Origin of the sequence: Paenibacillus sp. BK033 (assembly GCF_004345425.1) — a bacterium.
In the GTDB taxonomy this organism is placed as follows: Bacteria; Bacillota; Bacilli; order Paenibacillales; family Paenibacillaceae; genus Pristimantibacillus.
This window is the reverse complement of record NZ_SLVP01000002.1, coordinates 733,002-751,796: the sequence shown is the minus strand read 5'-3', so window position 1 is coordinate 751,796 and position 18,795 is coordinate 733,002. Positions and strand designations below refer to the sequence as shown.

Annotated in this window: 17 protein-coding genes and 2 pseudogenes; 11 read left to right on the top strand and 8 right to left on the bottom strand. The window is 44.4% G+C overall.

Annotated elements, in window-relative coordinates; genetic code table 11:
- Positions 1–160: 160 nt before the first annotated feature.
- The 5 genes and pseudogenes from EV294_RS10470 to EV294_RS10450 all read left to right on the top strand — a co-directional run.
- Positions 161–718, top strand: a complete 558-nt coding sequence (locus EV294_RS10470) for a hypothetical protein (RefSeq protein WP_132306485.1) — start codon at positions 161–163, stop codon at positions 716–718.
- Positions 719–1,147: 429 nt separating this feature from the next.
- Positions 1,148–1,393, top strand: a pseudogene (locus tag EV294_RS31090) (IS110 family RNA-guided transposase); the annotation flags it as partial.
- 491 nt (positions 1,394–1,884) lie between these two features.
- Positions 1,885–2,115, top strand: coding sequence for a DUF3885 domain-containing protein (locus EV294_RS10460; RefSeq protein WP_132306483.1), 231 nt, complete (start codon positions 1,885–1,887; stop codon positions 2,113–2,115).
- Positions 2,116–2,262: 147 nt separating this feature from the next.
- Entirely contained in the window at positions 2,263–2,718 is a 456-nt protein-coding gene (locus EV294_RS10455) for a GNAT family N-acetyltransferase (RefSeq protein ID WP_132307163.1), read from the top strand.
- Between the two features lie 357 nt (positions 2,719–3,075).
- Positions 3,076–3,171, top strand: a pseudogene (locus EV294_RS10450) (manganese catalase family protein); the annotation flags it as partial.
- Between the two features lie 328 nt (positions 3,172–3,499).
- Here EV294_RS10450 and EV294_RS30885 read toward each other — a convergent pair.
- The 5 genes from EV294_RS30885 to EV294_RS10425 all read right to left on the bottom strand — a co-directional run bounded on the left by EV294_RS30885 (position 3,500) and on the right by EV294_RS10425 (position 9,672).
- Positions 3,500–4,456 carry a hypothetical protein gene (locus tag EV294_RS30885; RefSeq protein WP_279513575.1) on the bottom strand — a complete coding sequence of 319 codons (957 nt, stop codon included), beginning with the start codon at positions 4,454–4,456 and terminating at the stop codon, positions 3,500–3,502.
- Positions 4,457–5,076: 620 nt separating this feature from the next.
- Entirely contained in the window at positions 5,077–6,159 is a 1,083-nt protein-coding gene (locus tag EV294_RS10440) for a Ger(x)C family spore germination protein (protein WP_165930639.1), read from the bottom strand.
- Positions 6,152–7,222 carry a GerAB/ArcD/ProY family transporter gene (locus EV294_RS10435; RefSeq protein WP_165930638.1) on the bottom strand — a complete coding sequence of 357 codons (1,071 nt, stop codon included), beginning with the start codon at positions 7,220–7,222 and terminating at the stop codon, positions 6,152–6,154. The genes EV294_RS10440 and EV294_RS10435 overlap by 8 nt, the downstream gene beginning before the upstream one ends.
- A 5-nt stretch (positions 7,223–7,227) precedes the next feature.
- On the bottom strand, positions 7,228–8,556 hold the full coding sequence (locus tag EV294_RS10430; RefSeq protein ID WP_132306477.1) for a spore germination protein: 1,329 nt from the start codon (positions 8,554–8,556) through the stop codon (positions 7,228–7,230).
- Positions 8,557–9,324: 768 nt separating this feature from the next.
- On the bottom strand, positions 9,325–9,672 hold the full coding sequence (locus EV294_RS10425) for a putative quinol monooxygenase (RefSeq protein WP_132306475.1): 348 nt from the start codon (positions 9,670–9,672) through the stop codon (positions 9,325–9,327).
- Positions 9,673–10,163: 491 nt separating this feature from the next.
- On the opposite strand from EV294_RS10425, the gene EV294_RS10420 reads away from it, so the two are divergent.
- The 4 genes from EV294_RS10420 to EV294_RS10405 all read left to right on the top strand — a co-directional run bounded on the left by EV294_RS10420 (position 10,164) and on the right by EV294_RS10405 (position 13,622).
- Complete coding sequence (locus tag EV294_RS10420) at positions 10,164–10,850, top strand: DsbA family oxidoreductase (RefSeq protein WP_132306473.1); 687 nt, start codon at positions 10,164–10,166, stop codon at positions 10,848–10,850.
- A 57-nt stretch (positions 10,851–10,907) separates the two neighbouring features.
- The gene (locus EV294_RS10415; protein WP_165930637.1) at positions 10,908–11,222 is read left to right on the top strand and encodes a Dabb family protein; all 315 of its coding nucleotides are present in this window, start codon (positions 10,908–10,910) and stop codon (positions 11,220–11,222) included.
- Between the two features lie 84 nt (positions 11,223–11,306).
- Positions 11,307–12,734 carry a VanZ family protein gene (locus EV294_RS10410; RefSeq protein WP_165930636.1) on the top strand — a complete coding sequence of 476 codons (1,428 nt, stop codon included), beginning with the start codon at positions 11,307–11,309 and terminating at the stop codon, positions 12,732–12,734.
- A gap of 441 nt (positions 12,735–13,175) precedes the next feature.
- Entirely contained in the window at positions 13,176–13,622 is a 447-nt protein-coding gene (locus EV294_RS10405; protein ID WP_132306467.1) for a cupin domain-containing protein, read from the top strand.
- Between the two features lie 339 nt (positions 13,623–13,961).
- On the opposite strand, the gene EV294_RS10400 is transcribed toward EV294_RS10405, so the two are convergent.
- Both EV294_RS10400 and EV294_RS10395 read right to left on the bottom strand, forming a co-directional pair.
- Complete coding sequence (locus tag EV294_RS10400) at positions 13,962–14,474, bottom strand: nuclear transport factor 2 family protein (RefSeq protein ID WP_132306465.1); 513 nt, start codon at positions 14,472–14,474, stop codon at positions 13,962–13,964.
- A 340-nt stretch (positions 14,475–14,814) separates the two neighbouring features.
- Positions 14,815–15,483 (bottom strand): nuclear transport factor 2 family protein, encoded by a 669-nt coding sequence (locus tag EV294_RS10395; protein WP_132306463.1) that lies wholly within the window; start codon positions 15,481–15,483, stop codon positions 14,815–14,817.
- A gap of 552 nt (positions 15,484–16,035) precedes the next feature.
- On the opposite strand from EV294_RS10395, the gene EV294_RS10390 reads away from it, so the two are divergent.
- Together EV294_RS10390 and EV294_RS10385 are read left to right on the top strand one after the other, a co-directional pair.
- Positions 16,036–17,460: an MFS transporter gene (locus tag EV294_RS10390; protein WP_132306461.1), complete on the top strand. Its 1,425-nt coding sequence runs from the start codon at positions 16,036–16,038 to the stop codon at positions 17,458–17,460.
- 70 nt (positions 17,461–17,530) lie between these two features.
- Positions 17,531–18,193 (top strand): NAD(P)H-dependent oxidoreductase, encoded by a 663-nt coding sequence (locus EV294_RS10385; protein WP_132306459.1) that lies wholly within the window; start codon positions 17,531–17,533, stop codon positions 18,191–18,193.
- Positions 18,194–18,344: 151 nt separating this feature from the next.
- Here EV294_RS10385 and EV294_RS10380 read toward each other — a convergent pair whose 3' ends face one another.
- Positions 18,345–18,680, bottom strand: coding sequence for a winged helix-turn-helix transcriptional regulator (locus EV294_RS10380; RefSeq protein WP_243711613.1), 336 nt, complete (start codon positions 18,678–18,680; stop codon positions 18,345–18,347).
- Positions 18,681–18,795 lie beyond the last annotated feature (115 nt).

The following is an 18,795-nucleotide window of genomic DNA, read 5'->3' as shown; positions in this document are numbered from 1 at the left end:
TTGTTCAAAATATTTTATAAACCTTCTAAAGATATGTTCTTTAAGGTGGTTTGTTTCAATTACGCATTTGAAATTAATTATCTCATTCGGAAGGAAAACCTTATAGGTAACAGAATTCTACATAAAAACATTTTTTGGTTAGCTAACAGGAGGATTGATTATGAGTAGTTCTGATTGGTTGACGGCAATTAATATTTTTATGAGCACGGTTTTGACAATTATCATTATTGTCTTAACTTCAAAAGGATCAAGAATTAATGAACAAAACGCAGCTGCAGCTAGAGACAGTGCCGAGTCCGCAAAACTTACATATGAGCTTAGTAAACAAATGTTTGAAAGGCAGATCAAAAAGGAGCAACGAAGCTGGGAAGCATTAAGGAGACGTTATTTACGCATTGTTTTAAATAATGCTAGATCTTGTCACTTTGGATTATTGCAAGCTTACTCGGTTAGAATTGATGGAACATCGAATAGCATTGTAGAAATACGCAAAGCTCCGCGGGGGCACGGATTAACAAATGAACAATTAGCTGAGTATTTCGATGATACTGAAATAGAAACAATTGATAAAGCATGGCTCGTGTTTAATGACTTTATCACGAAGTATTTTAAGGATCCCTACAATGGAGACGATGAACTTGCTGCTATTTCAAATGCAGGCGGGACTATAGAGGAGTTTCATAAGTTGATTAGTTTTATTGAAAAAGAATTAACGTAACAGGAAATCTGAAAGCCACTCAAATGAGTGGCTTATTTAAGTTGCTAGAAATTTTCTTCTTTACCACTGATCATTTTGTGAGGTGAGACTGTGTTCCAAAACAAGGGCTTTTCGAGATCTTGAATTAGAATGAATAATTATGCATATTCAGTAAAAAGGTTAAAAATTTTTTTCTAACGATTTTTGCAACAAATCGATAATCTAAAGCCTAGGTGCGTTCAAAATTCTAATCAATTTTGAAATAATAATGACGGTGCTACGCAGGTTTGCAGGATCCATTTTCTAATTATTTGTGGAATACAACACGATGAATGAATGTCCGCTGTAATATCATATGTCACATCTTGTAATATAAAATGTCACTAAAATTGATTATGATGTCAAAGCCCGAATCCCTTGTGGATTCGGGCTTTTTTGTATAATAGGACTGTTCTTTCAAAACGAGGTGACTCTGCTTTACGGAAATATCTCTACCTTGCAACGGTTCGGCTCGTTTGGAATAATCCCGTTTTCCGTTACCTGCATGAGCATAATTTGCAAGTAAAGAAGATGAAGAAGCAGCAATCCATCTTTAAATTAATCGGGAAGTTAGCACGCATTTTAGTTGGTATGGTTCAGCGAGGAGAAAAGTTTACGCCCGAGAAAACCATCCTAGCCTGGGGAGAAGCAGCTTAAGTTTTATTAGTATTCACGTATATTGACTCATTCGCAGGATTTCACAAAGAAAGCACGGAGGACCGAGTTCGTTTCCCATAAGGGCCAGACCCATCCGCTAAACGCTATCGGTCTCCACACCTTGGACAGGTATAACGAAGGAATGTAAGGGCAGTGACCCGTTGAGATTTGGGAGGGTGAACCTCCAGGGGAGAAGTGGAGTATGCATGCAGTAGTAACTAATTGGGGGATATTTCCTAATGGTTCCTCTGTTTCAGCATGCCCGACCGAAAGCCCAAACAGTACTATACCAATTCATACTTAAGATAAACCTGAATCAAGATGTAGAAATCCTGCGAATGAGTGAGTATATGTGAGATAAACCCTTAAAACCGAGGGACGGGAGACGTTAGCTGAGAACAACGTAATGGTGACTGACTAGCTGATCAGTTGCCATTTTTGTTAAAATAATGGGCTGGAGAGCCAAATCCAAACATTAAGGATATTGGTCAATGCGACATGGTAAAATGGTGATTAAAAGCAAAGGGAAAACTTCAATGAATATTGTAAAAGAAATTAAAGCTCAAGGTCCTTATATCCGTTTTGAATTAGGACTCGAAAGCTTGACGGAAGAGGCGTATCGGAACGAAAGTCTTCGTCGCGTGAGTGCCATTTATCATACAATTTTCGAACCTGAAGACGATGTGATTTTTATACATCGCACGGAGGTTAACAGCGGCTGATCCATCGCGATTGCGGAACGAGAAAACATGACATCTGACGAAAGGGGAAATGTTTCCCGAGAAGATTACCTTTTTCTCAAGCTCGTCCGGCTGTACAATGATCACAGCACAAGAGATGAAACTTACAACGGAGTGAAGGTGAAGGGTATGGAAATTAGGCTGGACGATTTAAGCGGGCCGGAAATAGCCGCATTGATCCACGAGCATCTTCAAGGCATGGCGGAGGAATCGCCGGCGGAGAGCGTGCACGCCCTAGACTTGGACGGGCTGCGGCGGTTGGATGTGACGTTCTGGAGCGCATGGGAGCAGGGAGAGCTGCTTGGCTGTGGGGCATTGAAGGAGCTCGATCCTGGCCACGGCGAGATCAAATCGATGCGGACCGCATCCGCCCACTTGCGTAAAGGCGTGGCCCGATCCATCTTGTCCCACATCATTGAGGAGGCCCGGCGGCGGGGATACCGGCGACTGAGCCTGGAGACGGGCTCGATGGCGTCGTTCGAGCCGGCCAGACGGCTGTACACGGCCTTCGGATTTGAGGAGTGCGGCCCATTTGCAGATTATTCACTCGATCCTTACAGCACTTTTATGACCCGAGAGTTGTAACCTAAACATGCGGAGCTTGATGTGAAAAAAGGACATGCTTCCTGTCATCGACATGGCGAGCATGTCCTTTACTTCAGTCTTTTTAAATTAAATTTGTTTTTAGGAATAAGTTGAAAAAATTGTTATAATTAGTAATAATTCAAATGAAAAATGGAGAGACAACATGCTCAAATATAAAAAAATTATCGAGGCAATTCGTTTGATCGGTTTTTTAGCACTTGGATTGTACACGGCGTTTTCTGAAAATATTTTAGTTGGTCTATTAGGTCTCGTTTAAAACCTAAAGATAATAATAAGTATTGATATATAAAAACCTTTAACAAAACCAATGAAAATAGAACGGATCTTTAATCCGTTATCGCGGACCTCTATAAAGATATCGCCGCTGAAGAGAAAGCATGCGCCACGTATCAATGGCTGATCGATATGACGGATGATGTAGATTTGCAGGACAACTCCAGCTAGATTTGTTACATGAATGCCATTTCAAGTGCATATGGAATACGCGCAAGAATGATTCGAAGCTCATACTCAATTGTGCAAGCTGACGCTGTATAATATCGGATGAGAAATCCAAAAGTAGGTAGTTCCCCTTGGATTTCTCAACCGATTTGTTTTATTGAGATTCCGACTTAGTCACACTACGACAGAAAGTGCTATTTACAAGGCCTCTGTTAGGCACTTGTATTGTAATGTTTGTCTACATTGATTAGACCGCACTGCCTAGATATTCAATGTTACGGATTACCCAGAAGATCTTCGTTATACTAATCTTTTGAAGCTAAGCGACTCTCACAATTCTCACAGATATGTTCGGGATGTTAGGGAACTGGGAATTATAAATATTCCCTCCCAAGGAATCTGCAGCAATCTCCAATGTGTTGGTAGGATTAGGTGCATCAACAATAAAGCCCGAGCTTAAAGTTTGGAAGTTGCCGGAAGTCGTTGTGGGGCTTACGACAGTAGCCCCAGGGATCGAAGTACCGTTAAGAACCGCTCTCGTCGATACAAAAACTGCTGTGGGAGCTGAGGATTTAGTGGTGTACTCAATCCAGTAAATACCGCTTTCAAGATTAATGACAGATGAACCCGGTGTATGGGTAATGCCCGGAGACAATAAAAAATTGGTATCTAAAGGAATTCCCGTTCCTTGAGGAATAAGTCCGGTCGTCGTAAAGTTAACGATAAAACCATTTGTTTGGGTAGCTAAAGGTCCGGTGGGTCCTTGCGGCCCTTCCGGTCCAGTCGATCCAATTGGTCCTTGTGGCCCTTCCGGTCCAGTCGATCCAATTGGTCCTTGCGGCCCTTCTGGTCCAGCCAATCCAATTGGTCCTTGCGGACCTTCTGGTCCAGTCGGTCCAATTGGTCCTTGCGGGCCTACTGGCCCTGCTGGCCCTGCTGCCCCTGTCGGTCCTTCCGAACCCTCAAGTAAGATGGTCACGTTGGTAATGATGTTGTTGATGATCTCAATCTGGGCCACACTTAGGTTAAGTGAAAGGGTAATGAACAGCTGGTTGAAGATCTGTAATAGCAGGTTAATTTTATCGATTTTCACGACATTGAAATTCGCCAGCAACCGAATCGTCTTGCGCAGCAGCTTAAGCAAAATGAACTGACGGTATAAATGGGCAGTAGACAGAAAGTGTTCTAATCTCATCAATTGCAGAAGAAGCGGGCGGCTTTGTACCAGATCGTCGCTCTGAAGCGAAGCGGACAGTGTTTCTTGAACTCCTTGCAATATATTCGTTAGACGCTCGAACTGTTTCTGACTAATCCTCTTCCGGCAACGTCTCTTCCTTCGTACGACACAATCGCACTTCCTCAAGCACCTATTCGGCTTCCGTAACTTGTGTATTGGCACTTACGCACCTCCTAGTTGCCACAATATGTAGGTGGTCAGAAGACGGAACGGCAGTAGCGGACGGGCCAAGTGCCATAGTACAACAGACTAGCATACTAGGGCTCGATGTCGATCTGACCGATATTAGTTCGGGAGTAGTTTACCTGTGGCGCCAATTCAAGATGAAATTGTGGCCTCCTTATGGGATCGACAAACACACATGAAAAATCAACAGTCTGTCTTCGAGCATGTGGGTAAGTTACTGGACTAACGGCTCTTGCCCCTTGTTATTTAATAAAGAAGTCTAAAACCTTCTATTAAAAAACAAATTATGCTTTTGGTTCATGCAGACGGGAGCCAGTTAAGAGAGGTGCTGAGAAAACGCATTAATCGCTTTGTAACGGATATGCGCATGCAGGTGTCTACACGCTACCTCGATAGCGGCAATTTATTGCCAAAGCGTTCCCGCTGCTCCTCGTGAAGTGCTTTTTGCCAAGGGCCCCGCCTGCCAATGGAAGCTAATCCTCTTGAACCAGTTCGCCTAGATTGTTGATCACGACATGGACGCTGTATTTGATCTTCAGCTTAGGGTAATACTCAGTCCGCCAGTTGGTGAGCTTGTTGAACGGGATTTTGCTTCTGAAGTGGTTGCCGAGCCCCATCGGATCGCAGCCGGACTTTACCAGCTTGTTCGTGACGTTCTCCAGCTTCTTCGTGAATTCTACTTGTAGTTCTTTCTCATGCTCGCTTGCCGATTTTACGGCCTCCGACTCCGTAAGCGAAGCCTGAATGGAGAGCTTTCCGAGCAGTTCCGGGCCGCTACCGGTCATCTTACTTTGCCAGTCGATATGGGCTGATCGAATGGTGACGCTCGCATTTTGCATTACTTCGACATCGGCGCCGTAATAGTTATTACTTACCACGTTTATCGCCACAATCTCTTCTTCGTTCAGCCGGCCGACCATCTTCCCTTTTTTCAGCAGGGCGGAGCCGTCGAATTCGAGCACCGTTCTTCGGCCTGGCTTAATGATGGGGATCATGGTGTCCTGCGTGTACGATCTTGTCGCGGCGAATGCGTCCAGCAAGCTGGTTTTCGTCGTTCTAGGCGTCCATCCGGCGCGTTTGTTCGAGAATTTATAGAAAGTCGTGACATCGTTCGAAATGGCATTATTGGAATTGGTCAGTAATTCTTCCATATCTCCGTCCGTGATGGCAAGCAGCGCTTTTGGGGAAAAATTCCTTGACCGGATCACGTTGGTCAGTTCTTCATGAAGTCCCGCTTGGGCGAGCTCTTGACTGAAGACAATGAGTTGCACGCTGAGCAGGTCGATGTAATTCTCGACGTCGACTCGAATGGCGTTAATCGCTGCGCTGACCGTGGAAGCTTCTCTCGAGACGACCTTGACTGTCAGCTTCCGTTCTGCCGGGATGGGAATCTGCAGCGAAACTTTATAAGCCTTTTCCTGCCCTTTGGATATGCCTATGATGACCGGAATGGAGCGGTGATTTATGTCATGACTGTCCCAGCAGCCGCCGGTCAGCAAGCCGCAACAAAGCCAGACGAAAAGGGAACAAATCCATTTTAACGATCGTTTAGGCACGCGGCAGTCCCCCAACCTTAGTTCGATTGCGGTAGTAGCCCGCGATCAACGCAAGGATCAGCAACATCCCTAAACGAAGGGGTCCTCCCCAGCGCAATTGGTGTTCCAGCGCTTCCAAAGTCGGAATGGAATAGGCGACGACGATTGCAAGCGAAGCCATGACGGCCGGATTCGTGATTAGTCTTGGAACGAACGACGAATTCAGGGCAAGCTGTCTCGTCAGCCATAGCAGGCCGCTTAGGTTTATGAGCGTGCTGAACATGATCGTCATGATATAGAATAATGAGATCCGGTCGAAAAAAAACCATTTTACCCGTACCGTGTCTAGCAGCACGATCAAAGGAAACCGGAGATCTTCCACAACTTCCTGGCCGAGCACGCTTAGGGGAAGATATACGTTTGCGAGGAACAGAAAGAGTGAAACTAACCACGCTCCCCAAAGCCAGCGTTTGGCGGATGCGGAATACGGCCCGAAAAATCCAATCAAGCCGCAGACGTTGACGAAGGCAATAATCGAAGGCAGGATTTTCGGTTCATGCAGGAAAGCCAACGTCGGACGTAGCGGAAAAATCATAAGGTAATTCCCGTACCTCAAGGCAGCAAGGAAGGAGAACAGCATTAAGGGGATGCCGAAGCATCCAATCACCAGCGCCAGCCGCAGCAGAGAATCGCTGTCCGCATAAGCGGTGCTCAGCGCGGTGACGAGCAGCAACGCGAATAAAACCCAAAGCGGCGTGGAGGGCAGATACAACATGCTTAACGTTTGGGCATGCCCCCGGATCATGACCCCGATGGCCATCAGGTTGAAGATGATCAGCGGCCAAACAAAACAGAGACGTATCCATGTTCCCGCATGCTGGAATTTGGCGAGCAGATCCGTCTTGTCCTCACGCAAGCCTCCAACCAGCAGACGCAGCAGCGCTCCTTGTATCAGCCAGCCGATGACGATGACAAGCCAATGGCCGGATGACTGGGACTGAATGATGCTCTGCGGGTACACGAACATAAATAGTCCGTATTGTAGTACAAGAAAGAAGGCTCCAACGCTGATTCCGCGGCTCATTCTGTTCACTCCTTTTTCATACTTAGCCTGAATGGAATCATCGGCTGCCGCATAATCGTAGCCGAGCTGATGAACGAGAGGAGGATATAGAACCCGCACACAATGCCGAGCGGCCCGAATATAGCGGCAAAGAGAAGCATTATATACCGCCATAGCCGGATAACGAGCGCAAAGTTATACCCGATGACGGTGAAATTGGCGATGGTGGAAGCCGCGAGGATGATAATCAACAAGCTGCTGACCAGATTCGCCTCGACGACCGCTTGTCCGAGAATGATGCCGCCGACCATCGTCATCGCCGGACCGACGCTCTTGGGCAGCCGAATAAGCGCTTCGAACAGCATTTCGATAATGAACAAGAGCAGTAGCGCTTCGGTCAGTGAAGGATAAGGAACGCCTACTCGGCTCAACGAAATGGAATAAATGAGCTCGACCTTCATGACGTCCGGATTCACCGATATCAAAGCGACATAAGCCGCCGGAGCGGATATGGCGATAATGACGCCAAGAATGCGGAAAGCGACGATCATGAACGCGATGACGGGGGTATACTCCAGGTCGGTATCCGCAATGAACAGGTCGGGCAGCTCCACAGGGAGGACGATGGCTTCCGGATAACCATCGACTAACAAAACGACCCGGCCTTTCTTCAGGAAGTAGGTGACCTCGTGCGGAGACTCCGTTTTGAAAAAGGACGGAATCGGATTCCATTTGGGCCGTCTGCACAGCCAGTTTGAAACTTGCTGGAGAGAGACGAAAGGAGTGTGCGTCTGCGCGCTCAGCGCTTTCTCGATATCGGCCGCGAAAGCTGGATCCGTTACGTGATCAAGTGAAAGCACTATAATCCGCCGTTTCTCACGGGTGCCGATATCGACATGCGTAAACTTCAGGTCTTGAGAGCGAAGCTCACTCCGGATCAGTCCGAGATTGGTTGACAGATCTTCGATGAATCCCGCTTGCGAAGAGACGAGGATGTTCTGATTATTCGGCGTGCCGACCGGACGGTAAAGATGCCGATCCTCCGACTGCACCCAAGCCGCTCCGGTTCCGCCAGGCTGTAAAATGATGGTCCGGCCGTCAAGGAGGCCGCGAACCAAACCATCGCGCGCTTCCTCTGCGCCAAGCTCACCGAGCAGCGCTTGCCAATTCTCTGCAGGCTCCCGCCCGGCTTCCGACAGACGCCGGGCGGTTGCCGCAACGTCCACAAGACTGGACAACGCGATTATTTCCAGATGGATTCCGCATATTTGAAGAGGCTGAATATGGAAATCCAATGCATTCCCTAGTTGCTCAACGATCTGTTTTCGTTGTGAATTTTCCTTTTTTATAATCATTCCCCATCACCTATCCTCTAGCTTGACCAGCACCATCCAGAATTATGTAAAATATTGCCGATATATCGATTGAACGTGGCGAATTTCAATGAAATCATCTCGCACAAATCGATGGAAGGAGGATGAAGAGTGATTCGCCTGACGAGGGAAGTATTATTCAATTACAACGAAGTGATTTCGGCTTCGGATGTGAAGGGCCATGAACGCTTCAGTGGTGTATCGATGTGCAGTCTTCACGCGCACTCAGCGGATGCTACCGTTTCTAAACAAGTTCGGCATGTGCGAGCCATGCGAGAGGTAATTGCGGGGATTGAGGAGCGTCGTAGTAATCCCCCTACAACCTGGGAGGCAGATTTGGGTCCTCATTAACCTAAACATTCCTGTTAGTCTTAATAAAGGACTCTATCCAAAAAAGTTCATTCCCAAATTAACTGACTGCGTTTTTCAACGATCAATTATTAAACTCCCAGCAAACGTAAGGCGAGTTTTACGCTGGAATGTTCTTTATTTTCCGTCAGATAACTTGCATATGCCCATAAACGGGGGATTGGCTTTTTTGTTACGCTACCCCGAAAATTACTCTTAGCTCAGACCCAAAAATGGCAGCACGAAAACAAGCCCAGCTTTTATGTTTTTTTAAAACTGTTCCACAGCCCCAATGCACTGGTTGCATTGGGGTTTCTTTTTATAAATTATCATAGCCTCTGTTGTAGGACTTTCAAGAAACCCGGCTATCCTTAATAGGACAGCCGGGTTTCTTGGTTCAATTTAAGAATAATGGTTGCCTGCTGTAATCGTAGTTCCCCATTCACCTATCGGTGTATAGAAACTAAGCTCTCTTCCCAGTAAAAACTCTGCAGCTCTGGTGTAGGGACCTTGACGGTAAGCTTTGGACTCTTCTTCTGCCAGCCAAGTCTCTTTAGAACAGTTCCAAATTTCATAGAAAATAATCTCATCAGGATTATCGACATTCTCATGAACGATTCCGTTTACAAATGTCGGCTCTTTTGACATTGTGTCAAACAAGGGCTTTAGATTATCAAAAAAAGCCTGCTTGTCCGAATCTGGCTTCAATTGAAAACGTGCAATAATTACAGTCTGGTTCGATTGATTCATATTTAAAAACCTCTTTTCCGTTATTTTTATTGGTAGCACATCAGGAATTATACATCGTACTTTCGGAGAGGTCTGTATGTTAGATTACTTTTAAAAAAGGAGCTGCTGCTTTTATATCTATTATTTTGTCAGTTTCTTATGTTGTTATGCTGAGTTGAAAACCTAAAAGCGAAAGCAATTTATCGAAATATCGTCACCGCTACACATCATGATAGACAAAAACATAGCTTTACTTTTATAAAGCATATATAAAAAAAATGCCTTCTTATGAATAATGTGAAGAACTGATATATTTACCTAGGCGATCGAAATAAATGCTTTAACGTAAATTAAATCTACGACAGTCACATGAGCAAAGTCCACTTCCGCTGATGAGATCATTATAACAACTCAAATGTACCGTCAAGAAGATCGGCTTCGCAATTTTCAAATCATAGCTGGATTACTTCAGTAAGGGTTCTTATAACAGCGCAGCATAAAGGAGTGGAATTATGAAAGTGGAAATATGGTCGGATATTATGTGTCCTTTCTGTTACATCGGCAAGCGCCGTTTCGAAGCGGCATTGCAGGAGTTCGCACACCGCGATCAAGTCGAGGTCATTCATCGCAGTTTTGAACTGGACCCTACTTCTCCATTGCAAACCGATAAAAATTACTTCGAATATACAGCCGCAAAGTACGGCATTTCGGCGGAAACCTTGGCTAAGCAAAGCCGATCCGTCACGGAACGGGCAAAACAAGAAGGCTTGATTTTTAATTACAATACCGTGAAAAACGCGAATACACATGACGCACACCGTCTGCTTTATTTCGCAAGAGAATTCGGCAAGGAACAAGAATTGCTCGAATTGTTATATAAAGCTTATTTCACGGAATCTCTGCCCATCGGACAACACGAATCGCTTGTGTCGCTGGCCGAACAAGTTGGGCTGGATCGCCAGCAAGCATCAGCGATGCTCGATGGCACGCAAAATGGGGAAGCTGTTCGAAATGATCAGCTGCTGGCCGCCAGATTAGGCATTCAAGGCGTTCCGTACTTCCTGATAGATGGCAGGCATGCCATCTCCGGCGCCCAACCCGCCAGCACAATGACTCAAGTGCTTGATTCTGCTTGGAAAGAAGCTAAAGCTTCCCAAAATCAATTAGATTCGGACATTTGCGATGGCGGCATTTGTTAATGGCCATTTTGTCCAGGTGCTGAGCTGAAAAAAATGAGTCAGGAAGGAGGAGTGAAAGTGGGACATAAAAGCATTCATCATATGGTCATTTTTAGTCTGAAGCATGCAACGGGTTCGGAGGAGGCTAAAGCCTTCATGCGCGATGCGGAGAGCCAATTGACAAAGATACCGGTCGTAAAGCAGTTCCGCGCGTTTCGGCTAAAACCAAATAACCTTTTGGATTACGGTATTTCTATGGTTTTCGACAGCGAAGAGGATTATCAAACGTATGTGGCGCATCCGCTGCATGATGATTTCGAGGATCGTCGTTGGAAAAAGGAAGCCGCACAGGGTATGGTTATCGATTACGAGATAGGTACAGAAACTTCATGACGATAGTCACTCTCACCACTTATAGTTTTCAGTTATGACATGGATTGGATGCAAGCGAAAAAGGCTGGGGAGAAGGATGGATATATGGATTTAATTACTGTTTCTACTGCACTGATCAAATGGGCGCTCGCCGCACTGGTCGGATGCCTTGGCGTCATTACGCTGCTGGGCGGCGGCTATCTTATATATAAAAAAATTTTTCGCGGAAAAAGAAACATGTCCAAAAAACAATGGGTTGTGCTCAGTCTGCTTGTTGCCTGGTTTTTAGTTGTACTAGGACTAACTACAATCAGCAGGGTTGCAAACTTTACGGGTGATATCAATCTCCATTTATTCAGCGGTTATGTGAATGCATGGAATAAATGGTCCTTCAGTGAGCTGCAGTTGATCCTATTTAACATGCTAATGTTCGTTCCATTGGGCTTTCTGTTGCCACTGCTCATGCGCAGAGCAGAAACCTTTTGGCTAACCTTCCTTGTTACATTGTTAACGACGGGCTTTATAGAAATCATTCAGCTCGTAACAGGGAAAGGGATTTTTGAGCTGGACGATATTTTTCATAACTTGATCGGAGGTCTGGCAGGATACTTCTTCGTTATGGCGATCCTGGTGTGTGCTCGGCAAAAACGCTTTGCGATCCAATTTGTTCTACGGGGTGTAATGATTCCAGCGTTGTTCGGTGCGTTGATTGGCAGTGCAATGATTACGTACCAAGCGAAGGAGTTTGGGAATATGCCTATCCTTCCTGCAATGAAGCAGGATATGGATGAGGTGACGGTTGAAAATAAACTACTCTTGCACGAGGACGCTGATAGGGCTTCGATTTACCGAAATATCTATGCAAAGGATATGCAACGAGGCAGAGATATTGCTGATCAGCTATCCCGGAAGTACGCAGTGAATTTTTCCGATATCATTCGCCGGGAAGGCGATGACAATCGCATTTTTATGGGTGCGGCACCGGATGGTCATGAAGCCGACTTGTATTATCAATATAAGGATGGAAGCTGGCACTTCAGCGCTGGGGATGCGGGGGGAAGTCTCTCGGATCACCAGGCAGCCACATTGAGGGCAGAGATGGAGCAATGGCTTTCGCAAAGCGGCCTGTTGCCTGACAATGCTGTATTCAGCATACAGGACAACAATATTTTGCGATGGGATGCAAAAGAACCTGAGGATCTGGCCCATCAGGATAATGATTTTGTTTCCAGTATAATCATGGTGCAGTTTGCTAAGGATGGGACCCTGAGCGATCTCTTCAATCAAACAATATGGAACAAGTTTGACCGCAAGCTGGAGCTTATCTCCTCTAAACAGGCGTTTGAACAAATTCAAGCAGGTAATTTCTATATGTACTCGCCATTTCAAAAAGGTGATAAGCTTGTCGTGAATGAATATGCTCTGACCTATGTCTACGATACGAAAGGGTATTACCAGCCTGTGTACGAATTCAAAGGATATATCAACAATAACGACCGCCAATGGTATTGCCAGATACCGGCTAGAAAGTAATGCGGGATCTTTTAGAAACAAGCAAATGGTAGTTGTCACAGTCGATCAGAAGGCCGAGAGATTATTTCTCATGGCCTTATTTCCAGTTATCGAGATTCAGAAGTTTTGACGCCGCTTCCACGGACACGGTTATGAGCTATGCACAATAATCAAGGCTAAGCAAGATAATACGGTGATCTGCTTAACAGCCTTAGAGTAGGAAGTGAACGTGGTCACGGGACTAGGTTGCTGATCAGATTTACGTTTACAAAATGTTAAACGTTTCGAAAACATTAGCCTCTCCGCGAAGCTTTATATTTATAAAGCATATTTAAAAAAAGTGCCTTCTTATGAAGGTAATTCATATCTGATATAGTGACTCCATGGCAATCGATTGATAAGGATCGGATCCATAAAAGTAGTTTGAAAAATGAATCCAAGTGATTAAAGGAGAATGACAACATGAGTAAACCAGTCGTAAATTTCGCAGAGGATCTCGTATGGTTCGATACAATGCCAGGTGAGCAAATGGCTGTGCGTCTTCACAGCAATCAAGTTGGCGGAGCAATATCTGTAGTGGAAGCGCGTGTACCATCTCGGATGGGCCCGCCAAAACATATCCATAACGAACGAGAAGAAACGTTCGAAATCTTGGAAGGAACATTCCGTTTCCAAGTTGGCGATAAGGAGTTTGATGCGACTCCCGGAACAAGCGTCCTAGTTCCCCGCGGTACACCTCATGCATGGGTCAACGCAGGTCCTGACTTGGGGCGGATCTTGTTCATTTTCACACCTGGCGGCATCGACGATTTTTTCCCTGAGATTGGGCGTCATTCTCTCGAGGAAATTGTTCAAATCGCGGCAGATAATGACACAGTGATTATCGGTCCTCCGATGGTTGCGAAGTAAGACTGACGAAAATGACGTAAATCCAAGCGTTCCGCTCGATAATACATTTCTTGGATGGAAGGATATAAAGGACAGAATGGAGTATCTTCGCCTCAAACGACAAGCTGGGGAGCAATGAATGAGCGAAGATGATGGACATATGTTGCAAATTCGGAGAATGCATAAGCCCGAGAGTGAGATTTGGCCAAATAAGGAATAGCCGGGGATTGTGCCGGTTCCTGCAGCAAGGAAAAACAAAAATAGCGGTGCAGGGATAGCCCTCTGCAACGCTATTTTTGTGAAGAATCACCTTTTTATTTAGTATGCAGGCCGTTCCTACAGTCAGCCCTTACGTTTTAATTACTTGCCTGTTACAGGGTCCGTGTTAGGATTCCAATTGTTCAGAGGATCCATGCGGAAACGGGTTAGTACTGTGCTGCTTATTTTCCATACACCATCTACACGACGATAGGTTTCGCGATATTGTCCATATCCATTATGTCCGGGATATGCATTTTCCGCATCAGGGAAAGTCAATAAATCCTCCATGGACCAAATACCCTTTGCGTTATCCTTATCGATTATCTCGATTTCCGGCATATGCCCATGGTGAACCGTAGGTGCACGGCCCACAAGGTCCCCAATCATTTTTCCGTAAGCCATACCGCCCATGTCAGAGAAGTCCTGCCCTTGGGCAATGATTTTAGCATCCGACGTAAATAGCTCCCCAAACTCCGTCCATTTTTTTTCATCAACAAACCGGAAATAACGAGCTCTTAACTGTTTGATTTGCTCGATATCTTCTAGGCGCTGATACTTCTCTTCAAGTTCCGTAATTTTATCTAATAGCTGTTGATCTGTATTTACTGACATATGATCACGTCCTTAATCGATTAATTTATATTTGTGGTATCTACATCTTTTCGTGACGATACTCCGAAACGAGTCGTTAATGGGTCAAAATCGACTACAAGAAAGTGAATGTTATTTTGTACCGCATATTGGAACAACCTCTCATTTAGGATGGTAATTGAGATTCAATTGCCTCGAGATCAACTATAACAGGTATCCATTGCTGTCGTAAGAAGGCAGTTTTTTTAAACATGCTTTACAAAGATAAAGTGGTGCATAGGCATCATGAATAAAAAGAAACCCCAGCAGACGCTCTTCTCGAGTGTTTGAAGGAGTTTCGATTGGTAATGGATATTAGATTTTATTTTGTAGGTTTGCCTGTTACAGGATCTGTATTCGGGTTCCAGTTCTTAAGAGGATCCACACGGAATCGCTTAAGTTCCGTACTGCTGATTTTCCAGACACCATTTTCTTTTCTATAGGTTTCTCTGTATTGGCCGTACCCATGATGCCCTGGGTATGCTCCTTTCTTATCGGGAAAGGTTAATAAATCCTCCATTGCCCAAATACCCTTAGCATGATTTTTATCGATGATCTCTATTTCAGGCATATACCCGTGATGAACCGTCGGCGCTTTACCCACTAGATCTCCGATCATTTTGCCGTAAGCCGTTCCGCCGCCCTTTGAATAATCCACGCCATCTGAAATGATTTTTGCATCAGCCGTAAATAACTCTCCAAATTCCTTCCATTTTTTCTCATCAATAAAGCGGAAGTAGCGGGCCTTTAATTGCTTAATTTGTTCCATATCTTGCAATCGTTGATATTTGCTATCAAGCTCGGCTAATTTAGCTAATTGTGCCTGTACATTGACATTTGCCGTTTGTTGTTGCGCCTTTATAACTTGTTCTGATTGAGTACTTTGCTTTTCCACGCCTTTTTGATTCGCGCAGCCTGATAGTACAGCAGTTAGCATGATCGTGCCCAGTATTAGAATGACGGGTAAATAGGATTTGTTCATTTTCAACATATGATCACTACCTTTGTGTGTATTGGTAATAACTTCGCCATGATCCTCGGAGTCCCGAGGGCAGTTTTGTTTTCCTAATCAGACGTATTTTCTTCAAACGAATTCTTTTTCATTCATTTTAAAGTTAGCTATGGATTGAAACTCTGTACCAACATTGCAGACAACCTCTTCTCACCAATTTATTAAGGATTCGGTTTTCCTCCGGTTTTCCTCGAGGTCTACTATAGCAGGTCTTATTTTCCACCATAAGAAGGCTATTTTTGTAAACATGCTTTATTTGAATAAAGTCGCTCGCAAGCTTGAGATTGTGGTCCAAGGGAAGAGAATAGCTTTATTTTTCTAAAGTATATTTAAAAAAATAACCTCCTTATGAAAGTTAAGAATCCCTGTTATAGTTGTGGCCAAGGCAATAAAACTTGACTAGAAGGCAAAAGAAGAGAGGTTGTTAGTCATGTAGCGAAAGTATCTTAATTGGATCACAGTCCGATGGTATTGAATGTTTGAAAGTCTTTATTAACAAATTTCAATATAGATAAAATAGGAGTGAATAAAGTGAGTGATCGTATTTCAAAAGCGAATATGCTTTTGCTTATAATAGTATGTTTTGCGCAATTCATCGAAGTAATGAACAGTTCTACGGTCGTCGTCGCGTTACCGTCCATTCAAACGGCACTTCATATGCAAGCAAATGACTTACAATGGATCGTCACTTCGTATGTGCTTACCTTCGCGTGTTTTCTGATGATTGGAGGACGCGCCAGTGATTTACTTGGCAGAAAACGCGTTTTGCTGGTAGGTCTGGGCATATTTGCGCTTGCCTCTTTGACAGGCGCTCTGTCAATGAATCCGGTTTGGTTAATCGCAAGCAGAGCCATACAAGGAGTAGGGGCGGCGCTGTCTATTCCGGCGGCAATGTCGCTCATTAGTAATAATTTCCCCGCAGGAGCACAACGTAACAAAGCGTTTGGTATATTCGGCGCATTAGGTTCCGGGGGAGCGGCGGCAGGATCGATCGTCGGCGGTTTGCTGACTGATTCTGCAGGCTGGAGATCGTTGTTTTATCTAAATGTTCCATTGGCATTGCTGCTTATCGTTGGATTGATATTTGTTAATGTAAGTCCTTCTGTCAAAGCTGAAAAGCAATCCATTGATTTTATGGGATTAATATCTGTATTGGCGGGGATTTTTATCCTCGTCTACAGCATTTCAATGCCTGATGTGAACGGAAGCTGGCCAATATCTAAAATCATCATGCTGATTGTGGGGGTATTCGTACTCCTGTTGTTCGTAGCGATCGAGAAATATGCCAAAAATCCGCTTATGCCGCTTCGCCTCTTTAAATTCAGGTCGCTTCTTACATCAAATTTCATTGGTTTTCTAATGTTTTCATACGTTAGTGGTTTCAATTACTTTTCGACTTTATATTTTCATGAACTTGGCTATTCCTCTTTAAAGGTTGGTTTAGCTTTCTTGCCACTAGGAATGACTGCTATCGTAGTCACACAAATCACGCCGTTCTTCATGCGTAAATTTGGTGCCAAAAAAGTTCTGGTTATTACGCAGCTTATCAACGCGCTTGGCATGTTCTGGTTAAGTGATATGGACATGACTAAGGGCTATGCAACATTTATTCTTCCGGCCTTCATCATTCTCGGTTTGTCGGTGGGCGCATCCTACACGGCGGTAATAGTCGGATCCGTACAGGATGTAAAACCCGAGGAACATGGTATTGCCGGAGGGATTGTAAATACTTTCTTGCAATTAGGAGGAAGCCTGGGTTTATCCATTCTTGCCACAGTTGCAACTACCGTTACCACGTCAGCGCATCATGAAATGGCGAGCGATGCGTTATTGTTGGGCTTTCGAACGGCACTAATCGTAAGTGGTGCATTTGCTGTCATTGCAGTGATCCTCGCATTAATAAGCGGAGGAAAAAGTAAGCATACGGTTTCCGTTTCACAAGAAATGCATATTTAATCTGCCGGTATCGCGCAGAAGCTTCAGTAGCCTTAAAAATACAGCATAAAATGAGAGGATGTTTTAATTAATGAATATCGAGGCAAAAAAAACGGAATTAATGTCTACATTTCATTTCAGACATGCGACTAAAGAATTCGATTTGACAAGAAAAATTACGAATGAGGATTTTGAGTTTATTTTAGAGGCTGGCCGGCTTTCACCAAGCTCCGGAGGTAACGAGCCATGGAAATTCCTGGTTGTTCAGACGCCGGAATTTAGAAAAGAGCTAGCCCCACACGTTACCGGTGCTGTCCGTTCGTTGCCTACAGCTAGTCACTTTGTGATCATCTTGGCGAGGAAGGGACTTACCTTCGATTCTCCATACGTCGTGGAACAGCAAACGAAAGTGAAAAAGATGCCTGTTCATGTGTATAACAGCATGCGGGACGCATATGCGCAATTCTACGGGGATCTTAAGCTCGATACGGAAAGGGCGCTGCTAGACTGGTCATCGAAGCAAACCTACTTGGCTATGGGTAACATGATGACTGCCGCTGCACATATTAACATCGATTCGTGTCCAATTGAAGGTTTCGATTTAGATGCAGTGAATGAATTACTCGAGAAAAAAGGACTGCTCGGCAACAACGAATTTGGTTTGAGTGTTATGGTGGCTTTCGGCTATAGATCAAAGGAGCCGGTTCGTGCCAAAACAAGACGCCCAATGCAGCAACTCGTTCAATTCGTATAATACCGTAAAAATAATGAGGGGGTTTCTTAAAGGTCAACCATTTTGGCCCTTAGGAAACCTTCTTCTTTGGAACCATCATTTTAAGCGGCCAAACAAAAATAACGCGCACCGATTTAGTACCGGTGGGCGTTTGAAGACCATTGACGTTATATTATTTTAAAACCGGCGCTTCCCATTCGTTTTTCCATCGATGTATTTCATTAAACACGTCTGTAAAAGCTTTTCCCTTTTCAGTAATGGAATACTCCACTGTGACCGGTACGGTAGAAAATACTTCTCTTTTTATCATTTGATGTTCTTCTAAATTGCGCAAGGTATCCGTTAATCCCTTTGTATTAATGTTCCCTAAACTTCTTCGTAAATGGTTGAACCGCTGAGGTTCTTTTAATAACTCCGTTATGACAAGAAATGTCCATTTTCCTGAAAGGAATTGCAACACCTCAGAAATTGATGTAATGCAATCAAGATCAAACTTCGAGGACTCCAATTTTATCATCTCACAATCAATTATAATGTTAGCCTAATATTTAAAGTATCTAATTTAAAGTATAGTGCAAAAAAATGCGATGTCACTGGAAGAAATATGCCAATTATAAAAGGAC